Source organism: Paenibacillus sp. FW126-R14, from assembly GCF_058789495.1.
The window spans coordinates 1-8,749 of the sequence record NZ_JBYTBS010000114.1; the positions used below are offsets into that span (position 1 = coordinate 1).

6 protein-coding genes and 1 CRISPR repeat array are annotated in these 8,749 nt (G+C 40.7%); all 6 genes read right to left on the reverse strand.

The window, feature by feature from the left end:
• The first annotated feature begins 844 nt into the window (after window positions 1–844).
• Window positions 845–1,809: direct repeats of the CRISPR family, unit length 32 nt; unit sequence ATTTCAATCCACGCATCCGTGAGGGATGCGAC.
• Window positions 1,810–2,015: 206 nt separating this feature from the next.
• Complete coding sequence (cas7c, locus tag AC3WRW_RS32590) at window positions 2,016–2,897, reverse strand: type I-C CRISPR-associated protein Cas7/Csd2 (protein WP_492550368.1); 882 nt, start codon at window positions 2,895–2,897, stop codon at window positions 2,016–2,018.
• 26 nt (window positions 2,898–2,923) lie between these two features.
• A complete protein-coding gene (gene cas8c / locus AC3WRW_RS32595) occupies window positions 2,924–4,732 on the reverse strand; it encodes a type I-C CRISPR-associated protein Cas8c/Csd1 (protein WP_492550369.1) in 1,809 nt (602 codons plus the stop codon).
• A 13-nt stretch (window positions 4,733–4,745) separates the two neighbouring features.
• Window positions 4,746–5,381, reverse strand: a complete 636-nt coding sequence (cas5c, locus tag AC3WRW_RS32600; protein ID WP_492550370.1) for a type I-C CRISPR-associated protein Cas5c — start codon at window positions 5,379–5,381, stop codon at window positions 4,746–4,748.
• A gap of 14 nt (window positions 5,382–5,395) precedes the next feature.
• Window positions 5,396–7,639, reverse strand: a complete 2,244-nt coding sequence (cas3, locus tag AC3WRW_RS32605) for a CRISPR-associated helicase Cas3' (RefSeq protein ID WP_492550371.1) — start codon at window positions 7,637–7,639, stop codon at window positions 5,396–5,398.
• Window positions 7,640–8,081: 442 nt separating this feature from the next.
• Window positions 8,082–8,366, reverse strand: a complete 285-nt coding sequence (locus AC3WRW_RS32610) for a hypothetical protein (protein ID WP_492550372.1) — start codon at window positions 8,364–8,366, stop codon at window positions 8,082–8,084.
• A 59-nt stretch (window positions 8,367–8,425) separates the two neighbouring features.
• The coding region (locus AC3WRW_RS32615) for a GIY-YIG nuclease family protein (protein ID WP_492550373.1) at window positions 8,426–8,749 on the reverse strand (324 nt) is incomplete at its 5' end.

Sequence of the window (8,749 nt, forward strand, 5' to 3'; positions counted from 1 at the left end):
CTCATCCTCCTGTATTGAGCCAAACTTCCCGTTTGTTTAATAAAATCAGGGAACAGCTGCCGTGCGGCAAACTGCTCCCCGTTCGTTAAAGTATCGTATCCGTTAGTTCAAGGACATAGAACACACTTGTATTCAAATGTCTCTATGATATGTTTGTATAAATTATTCCTAACATGATTCTCTAATAAATTACCTCGTTTATAATCACTATTTCGAATAAGATAATCATCACGATTTCTATCCGTAGTATTAATAGTATTGTTAAAACCCATTTGACGCCTTACTAATGAAACTCGCCTTTGATGTTCTTTCATCTTGATCTCGTTATGATATCTCGTAGAAGCACTTATAATGTTTCTCTTAATCAGTAACTTTAAATAAATTAACTCTTCTTCTAATTTCCATAATGAATTTTTTTTATTAATTCTATCAGCATATAATTGCCTTATTTGTTTTTTCAGTCTTGTAGGGCGAATATCAAATGGATCACATCTTCCTTTGCAAAGCGAAACAAAGATCTAACAAAGTGGATACGATGCCCTAAACTACTGAAAAAAGGATATTGTCAAGTTCATTAACAAGTATTTTTAGCTGCAGGGCGTAATTGACTTATATTCACAATAGAACCTCCCATTAGTCCTATTAAATCTAAACTATCTTCTAATGAGAGGTTTTAATCTGTTGTATTAAATGCGACATTTCTCGATGTATGCTGCTTCGATCAACAATGCAGGATGCTAGCCTCGGCCTTGAACACATCCAAAACGATCTCCATGTTTCAAACCACACATCCGTATAGGATACGACTCTACAGCAGCACAGATAGCCTATTAGAAGTGTGGGAATTTCAATCCACGCACCCGTGAAGGATGCGACTGTAGGCCTTCATTTCTCCGCTAACATCTGGAATATTTCAATCCACACACTTGTGAAGGATGCGACCTCTTCACCATTCAATCTTTCGCTGACCGCTTCATTTCAATCCACGTACCCGTGAAGGATGCGACCCATTCCTGGCCCGTATCCGCTATGCATAGACCGTTATTTCAATCCACGCATCCTTGAAAGATGCGACATCGCTGCCGTGCTTCTGTATGTCCTCGTAGTGATTTCAATCCACGCATCCGTGAAGGATGCGACCAACTCGAATTACTGCTGACAAATTTCGGGTTTGAATTTCAATCCACGCATCCGTGAAGGATGCGACGATATGAGATCCGCATCTAAATGCTTCCTAAGACATTTCAATCCACGCATCCGTGAAGGATGCGACCAGAGAGCGATTTGCTAGGCTACAACCTGTTTAAATTTCAATCCACGCATCTGTGAAAAATGCGACGAAATTAGCGCTGAAGGTCAAGTCACGCGGGAAATTTCAATCCACGCATCCGTGAAGGATGCGACTCGTATTAGACATGTTCACAAAATTGGATATTTGGTATTTCAATCCACGCATCCGTGAGGGATGCGACCAGAAAGCAAGCCGGCGATTACATCAACGACAAGAAATTTCAATCCACGCATCCGTGAGGGATGCGACTGTTTTTTCCTCTTCGCATCGCCAAGTCTCTCCAAATTTCAATCCACGCATCCGTGAGGGATGCGACGCGAGAACGTAAGCGTCATTGATGTTGTCATTTGCATTTCAATCCACGCATCCGTGAGGGATGCGACGCCACCTGCAATTTCAAATTCGAAAAATCCGGATTTATTTCAATCCACGCATCCGTGAGGGATGCGACCATTGACACCAAGCCAATATAACGCGAATATCAGCATTTCAATCCACGCATCCGTGAGGGATGCGACAGCGATTTTTGATACAAATACACTTAAAATATCTATTTTTATGATCAAAACACTCATTATTAAATTATTACAAAAAAAATTTCAAGTTTATTTTTTAAAATATGTAATTTATTACAAAATACTGAGTGCGAATGTCCCTGCAAATTCATGTTCACTTTACATTCGCACCGCAGGCTTTTAATAAAATGAAAGCATCAGGTAGAATACTATAGTTTCTCGATTATCCTCACACCCGATGGAGCTTCCCCAATGTGAACATCGTAATCTTCAAAGGACCGCGCAATATCAACCTCCGGTTTACGTGCAACCTTCACTAGGTTAAATAACTTGTGAGCAGGCGCGTTACCTAAAGCGGTATTGTGCTCGAAAACAATTAGCTTCTGCGCTGCCATTTTACCACGGGATGCCGAACGATCATGATCGAACATGTTGATCAACGCAGACCATAATAGCTCCAAATCTTCTTCGTCGAATTGGGTTTGATTCGCCAACGGAGCCGAAACAAATCCGTCCATACGATATAGCCCATACGGCACTATGCTTTTTCTTCCAATAGTGCGTTCTTTATCAGCGTCCCTCTCATTGGTTACTGCCATCCGAGTAATTGTAACTTCTTGAGGTGAGATGGGGTCGATACTCTTCGAAAAACTGAATTGTACAGGTCCTCTGACTTGTCCGCAATTGACTCCTGTAGTCATCACAGCGCCGAATGTACGGATATCGTAATACTTGTTGCACATCCATTGTGTAAGCGTTTGTTGATCTTCTTTTCTCTTAGCTTCCATCTTGTCAGATTTGTTTTCTTTCAATTCAATTTGATGGTTATTCAGGAATGCCTCTTTATTCAGGCTATTAAGAACTGCTGCTTCTTTTACATAAATCTCATAGGATGGATCCCCCGATTTTGCCAGTTCGATATAATTTCGAACCTTCCGTTTTAAACACACGTCGGTTACCAAGCCACAACCAGTCTCCGGATCTAATCTTGGTAAATTCCCTGCATCAGGATCTCCGTTTGGATTTCCGTTCTCCACATCATATAACAGCACAAACTCGTATCTCTTAGTTAACGCCACTTTTTCATTCATGTCCGTTACCTCACTTTTATCATTTTTTAATTGTCATTGCTGGATTTCTTTGTGTAAAAATCCTGTCTCTGATGATAGTAACCTAACGCGAACATTCCTTGTTCCTCCAGAGTCAGCCTCTTGGGAAACTGTTGTGGTAAAGCATTCATTATTTCTTGAATACGGTAATCGTTATTTTTTCCCCAATCCTCACCCTTGGAGATATGGTGCTGAGCAAGACTTAGCAGACGCGGAAAAACAGTTGCCGGCGTAGCAGATGCAGCTCCCCAGAAACGATCCCGAATCGTCGCATTGATTCCTTGACCAAGAGCGCTCACTTGCGCTTTCTCCAAACAAGCAAAAAGTCTTCCTAAATGATACGGGACACTTGTCGATTGCTCATTTAATGCCATTGTTAACTCTCCTTCCAAACTAGTATTTTTGTCCACTCTTGCTTTACGTAGAAAATACGCCTTTATCATCCCTGCACGAAGCGCACCGATCTTAAATAAGCCTTTTCTGGGATCATCAGATTCAGCCCGAATTCGATTCATTAATTGGGCAAACACCGCTCTAGAATAGGGCAAATCAAGCAAAATACATCTGAGCATTTGACCTTCCATGTTAGGTGGAATGTTGTCCCAATCGTGACCAACTGCAATCTCACGAAGGAGTTGTTTAATGGTTGGACTTTGCTCTAATCCTGTCACCGCCAAATCCTTATAATGCTGCCAAATTCGTTCTCCTATTTCTCCGATCGTCCCTGTATACCAGAAACGCACAGCTAATCTTGCCGCATTAGGAGATAAGCCCAAGATATAAAATGTCGTCCCTGTATCCAAATCATCAAACGTATCTCGAAATGTTTGTCCTTTCTGAATCCGATTCATGGAAGCTTTTAACCGTGATTGTACGGTCTCGACATCTGGAACATCAGTATTATCCTCTTTTTCTTCCGCAACATCTTGAAAAAGTGAGGAAAGCCAGTTCTGTTCTTTAGCAGAAGATGATTCAGCCCAATGAACTACAGTCATTTCATTCATACGCACTTTGTGACGGCGATCGGCCAGCAATTTGTTTAACACATATCCATATGCATCAGCGGCTTTCTGTGAAGTGGGCGCATTATAGGATTGATCGCGGCCATAAGAACAAAATGAATCTTTATTAAACGAAACTATGGATGCCCCGGTAGATTGTGCTCCAAAGACATTTTTGATGCTCGGATGAAGTCTTGCAATTCGATTCGGTGATGTGCTCTCCCCAGTAATTAGGCATATCTGCTTTTTACCTTCACCATCTTCACCCATTTGAGATTGGTAATAGTTCTCCCATGACTGTCGAATGCTTACTTCATTATGAAAAAACTTACCTGTCGGCGCGAACTTCAAAATATAGAGCCCTCCTGTGCTCAATGATTCTCTAAACTTATCGTCAGTAAGTTGATTTAATTGCTCCATCAGCTGTTCTGCAGAGAGCTTAATAAATGACAGCAGTGCATTTATTTCAGATGTTTCAGTTCCCGCATACCCAAGTACCTCTTTCCACAAGTGAATCATTTTGTCTCTGCAAGCTTCTCTCAAACCTAATGCTGCACCAAATAAATAATCCGCTTTGTCACACAGGAAATACGATTTAATTCCAGAAGAACGCTTCTCTTGCTTAGGTACGTTGTACGTTCGCTTAAAGATTTTACCTTTCTCGTCCACATACGGAAAAAGACCAGATACATTGCCTTGAGCATCCAAATGTAACTCAAACGACACATCAGCTGAAGAATACGCTTCGCTAGGCAACTGTTCGCCTTCGGTTTCGAGTAAGACTTGATAATACCTATACAGTGCTTGCAAAATCATATACGTTCACCTCCTATCTCGAAGGAATGTCGATTACCCCATCTTTCATCTCAGCACGGAAGAAGTGGGCTAACACTTCCTTCGTTTCTCCCCTCTCATTCTGTACATACGTCTGATCTAGAAGCATATAACCTAGATCTATAGTTCGAGTATGAAAGACCTCGTTGGTAAGATGGAGGGAGTCATCTTCCAATAATTCGAATTGAACTGGGAACTCCCGACATCCAAAGTATGGACGATGAAAACATTGTCCTTGCCGTGCGCGGCGCAAAAAGATATTGTAATGCTTCTCCGGTGTTTCCTCATTCGCTTGTCGATCTGTCATTTCAAAATGAGCTTCTATGATGTACTTAACATCCTTCAATACTAATCCCGCGCGCTGCTGACGCTCTTCTGAAGCATAAATCACTCTCTTCTTAGATGCCTTTGTTTCAACCTCATTTCTACGAATGTTCTCAAAGCAGATCGGCTTTAGTACATGAATCCGATCGATAACCCAGCGTATCGCCGGCTTCCAATGGATCGCTTCCAATATCCCACGGGCAGCTGATGGAGTCATCACATCGTAGCTAACACGCTCGACTTTCATTTCTGGTCGTGTGAAGCAAGCATAATCGCCCCATACTAGCAATTTGATACCGTAACCCATCTCCCCAACTCCTATCAAAATATTTGAACTTCAGATTCCGGGCTTTCTCCTGGCGTAAGAAGCCCCGCCTCCTCAGAGTAATCTTGGTCATCTATCAAACAATTCACTCCGGCAACATCCCGTAGTTTACGTTGCTTCTGCATTGCGACAAATTCATGCTCATAAACTTGGACTACATAAGATTGTAGCCTTCGCAGTGTACGCATTGGATATAAGTTTGTAGAAAGCTCCTCAATCAGTTGCTTAGCCATTTCATCGTAGGGGATTATAACGGATTTCGTAACGTCATCGATGAGCTTGAATTGGTCCGCAATATCTTCATAAGGAATTTCAAAGTTTCTTTTTGCCCGCTGAATAAGTTGCATGATCTGTTTTGTATCTGTTACTTGAAGCACATTGTTTCCACGTATACCATGGATACGTTCAAAATAACTGTGCACACTTTCCAGTGAAAGAGGATCACCCTGGAAACGAAGTTCATGCTGGGCCTCAATTGCTGTTTCCTTCATCCAACCTTTGGAGGGCATACCGTGCTTCTCCGGATAAAACACTATAACCTGTCCTTTGTCTAATCGGCCCTCCCGATTGCAACGACCAGCAGCCTGAGCGATAGAATCAATACCTGAAAGCGACCTCAGTACTTTTGGGAAATCCACATCAACTCCGGCCTCTATGAGCTGTGTCGAAACGACTCTACACGGGAGCTTCTGCTTAAGGCGTGATCGTATTTCTGCGAAGATTAGTTTGCGATGTGTTGCACACATACGACCACTAAGATGATAGACTCCCTCCAGATGGTGCTCTCGCAACTTATCATTCAATAACTTTGCATGTTTTCGTGTATTGACGATACACAAAATCTGATCAGTTTCCTCCATCCATTGTACGAGTTTGGAATCCGGAACCACCTCTGTAGCCCCTCCATGCACTAAGACCTCGACCCTCTTGAAATGATAGAACAGTTGCTTTGGTGATGGTGAATCCATCAATTCCTGAACCTCGAACCCCAATTCCTTCCATGCTGGTTGTGTTGCAGTACAAAGTACAATCGAGCAATCATATGACTCTACCAGTTCCTTCATCGCATGCAGACAAGGCGTTAGATAGTCTCTTGGTATACTCTGTGCTTCATCCACGATAATGACTGAGTTCGCAATATTGTGCAGCTTCCTGCATTTGCTTCTCTTATTAGCAAAGAGCGATTCAAAAAACTGCACAGACGTCGTTACGATCATAGGTGCATCCCAATTCTCAGTACTCAGCTTTAATCGTCGACCTATTTCAGATGTATAATTTTCCTCATACTCATCGTAAGAGATGTTACTGTGATGCTCTAACACGGTATCGTCACCAAGAGCATCACGGAAAATAGCTGCATTTTGTTCTATGATACTTGTAAAGGGAATCACATATATGATTCTTCTCTGTCCATGGTGAACAGCATGTTGTAGTGCAAAGGACAAGGAGGACAAAGTCTTTCCGCCTCCGGTAGGCACAGATAAAGAGAACAACTGCTTTGCTGCTTTAGCCTTACGTTCGCATGTGCTCCTTATAGCTCTTCGCAATTTATGAATTGTTGTATTCTTCGATTCATCGAAGTTTTTTTCCATATACGTGTTATATCGATGAAGCAATTGTTGAACGTCAGGGTACATCGAGTTGACCGGTTGTTCGATTCCGTCCACATAATTTCTTGTGTCAATCGAATCCGCATCAACTAATGCTGAATAGATCATTCTTCCAAGAACGCTATATTTCCAAGCGATGTTATTCTCCGTTACGATTGGAGGAGTTAACTGGCTTGGAACAGCTATCTTCTTTACAGTAACGTCGATTTCTTTCCAAGCGTTGCTCCAATCAGGTAAGTCTTGTTTTAAAAGTCGATGATGTAACGTTCCCTCCTCATCTAAAGCCCCATAGTTTAACAAACCGCCATGATGGCCCGATATTACATTTGCGAGCAGTCTTGCTAGGTACAAATCTATAGGTCTGCTGCCTAAATATTTTTGCACGACCTCTTTCCTAATAATCCATTGTGCACCTGCTGTGGAATGGTCCACTCGAATGTTTCCACCGCGAATACGTTCTTGGAATGGCACTGAGTATTTCCCTATATCATGTAAAAGTCCAGCTAGATATCCCAATTGACCAGCACCGAAAGGATCTGCAAACTGCTTGCACATTTCAGCTACTGATATTAAATGATTCGCTAATAATTGAAACTGTCCCGTCTCTTTGCTGTGAGCATAAAATTCCAACAGCTTCTCTCCTCACTGTTTCAATATTCGCTATATAATGTCCCTTAGAAAATTATCTATAATGATATTTTACTAACTTGTTAATGGAATAATTTAACTTCTACACTATGTATCATTTCCCTCTGCCTTTATCAAAATTTAATGAAAACCACACTATAGTTTCATTATTTGGATTAATGCTTCAAGTTCTTTACTCGGAGCTTACCAGTTCTAAAACTAATTGCATCGACGGATATATTAGTGTAAAAAAACAGCGTCCACAATATAGTGGAGCTCCGAATGTCAGCATAAAATAAAGTATTAGACTGGATGTCTTTATTCCACGAGTCATATCGAATCGTCAAACCGTTATACTCCATGAAATAAGTATTAGACTGACCCTGGAAATTGAAAAAGTCCGAGACAGTCGCTGTTTCATTGAATTATTTTTATCCGAAAATTATTATCCTTTTATTTTAGCTTTTCGATGTTTTGTTATCATCAACACAAAGTTGACCAAAAAATGGATATTACTTGGGACTCCAAGTTCTAACAATAAAGTCTGGGTGTATTTCATTCGTTTCTTTTGATTTGAAAGAGTATAAAATATTTCGGTTTCTTTTATCTTATCTAATATTAAATCCGCAACCTCTTGATATTCTTCACTTTCAAAAAAAGGTAATCCGTCGATTACATTGCCCGGATTGATATTATAACCATCTGGAGCTATCGAGTCATATGCCCTCATTGCATTATCTTCTAACTCGCTTAACGTTTTAAAAGATGTATCCTTTAGAGGTATTAAACTTATGTAAATTGATCTCCTGAGCAATAATCCTTATATACTTCTGGATTTCCTCCATTTTTAATAAAGTGCTTATAAGCTCTATCCAATACTCTTTCCGCTTGACCTACGTAATACATATCTTTTACAGAATTATAGATGATATAAATACCAGGGAAATTCTCTCCGTACTCTCTTACATGTTTAATCCTAAATTCTAGCAACATTTCTGGAGTGAATTTTTTTGATTTTTTCCTTTTATTATCTAAACCTGAAATATTCACAGACCAACATTCATTCATCACGAAACCCAGTAGAATCAAAGGATTTGGCGGTTTAAGAGTCTC

What these genes read in the sequence shown, in the direction of transcription:
- AC3WRW_RS32610 (WP_492550372.1), bottom strand. Translation starts at nt 8,366, where the DNA reads ATGAGGGCATATGACTCGATAGCTCCAGATGGTTATAATATCAATCCG.
- cas7c (WP_492550368.1), bottom strand. Translation starts at nt 2,897, where the DNA reads ATGAATGAAAAAGTGGCGTTAACTAAGAGATACGAGTTTGTGCTGTTA.
- cas5c (WP_492550370.1), bottom strand. Translation starts at nt 5,381, where the DNA reads ATGGGTTACGGTATCAAATTGCTAGTATGGGGCGATTATGCTTGCTTC.
- cas8c (WP_492550369.1), bottom strand. Translation starts at nt 4,732, where the DNA reads ATGATTTTGCAAGCACTGTATAGGTATTATCAAGTCTTACTCGAAACC.